Origin of the sequence: Synechococcus sp. R6-7, assembly GCF_047461695.1 — a bacterium.
Taxonomy (GTDB): Bacteria; Cyanobacteriota; Cyanobacteriia; order Thermostichales; family Thermostichaceae; genus Thermostichus.
Window position 1 is genome coordinate 1 of the sequence record NZ_JANSHS010000276.1, and the last position, 898, is coordinate 898.

The following is an 898-nucleotide window of genomic DNA, read 5'->3' on the forward strand; positions in this document are numbered from 1 at the left end:
GCCCTTGATGTTGGTGATGGTGGCCTTCAGTTTTTGACCAATCTGGAAGCAGGCTTGGCGGGCCCGCTGTTGGGTCTAGTCTTGTGGGTATTGGTTGTTTTGCTGTGGTCTGTCCTGCTGGGGCTCGTTTGCCGCGCCTTGGGGAACGGCGTCCCTGCGACCAGAGTGGCTGTTGGGCTGGGATCCCTGGTGTGGCGGAGTCTCGCCAGCAGGCATCCCCCCATTCCCGTAGTAGCGGGCCATGCCTAGCCCAGGATCTGCAGCACCTCTGCCGGCCTGTCCTGTAGGGCTACATCTTCAGAGACTACCGCAAGTGGAACATTCATACTGAACAGTATCTGCGCGACCTTTGCTTCGAGACTGTTGAAGAATCTAATCACATCAAAATTCGGTTTTATGGAGATCCGCGCTATCAAATCGTTATGGCTAAAACTCCTGGCGACTGGAGGGCTGGCCGCAATATTTCAAGGACTCCGTCCCGCTAACGCGATCGGGATATTCGCAACCTCATTTTTGGCCTTTGAGATCCTGAAACGAATAAAGTTTAGTTGCAAACCTATCGCGCCAGCGGGACGGAGTCCTTACTTTCTCAGGGGGCACGCAGCTGAGAAAAGTTGAACCGAGTCCTGATAGGCTGAAGAAAAGTTGGGATCCCTGCCATGTTCTACCTGCCGGTCTCGCTGCTGTTGTTTTTCATGCTGGTGTTGCTGCTGCCTTTCCTCTGGCTGGGGCTGGCAGTGGATGTGGTGGCGCTGGCGGTGGGAAAGCTGGGGTTCTCGCGGGAGGGAGCGCTGTTACTGCTGCTGGCCATCCTGGTGGGCAGCTCGGTCAATATTCCCCTCTATCGAGTGAAATGCGAGGTGACGCTGGTAGAAGACCTAGCTAGCTTGTGGATGCG

Annotated in this window: 1 protein-coding gene and 1 pseudogene; both read left to right on the forward strand. The window is 55.7% G+C overall.

Annotated features, from left to right (window positions below; all coding sequences use genetic code 11):
* Positions 1–249, forward strand: a 249-nt coding sequence (locus NW815_RS08615) for a hypothetical protein (RefSeq protein WP_414390553.1), incomplete at its 5' end; no start/stop codon positions are given.
* A 410-nt stretch (positions 250–659) separates the two neighbouring features.
* Positions 660–898 (forward strand): annotated as a pseudogene (locus tag NW815_RS08620) (hypothetical protein); the annotation flags it as partial.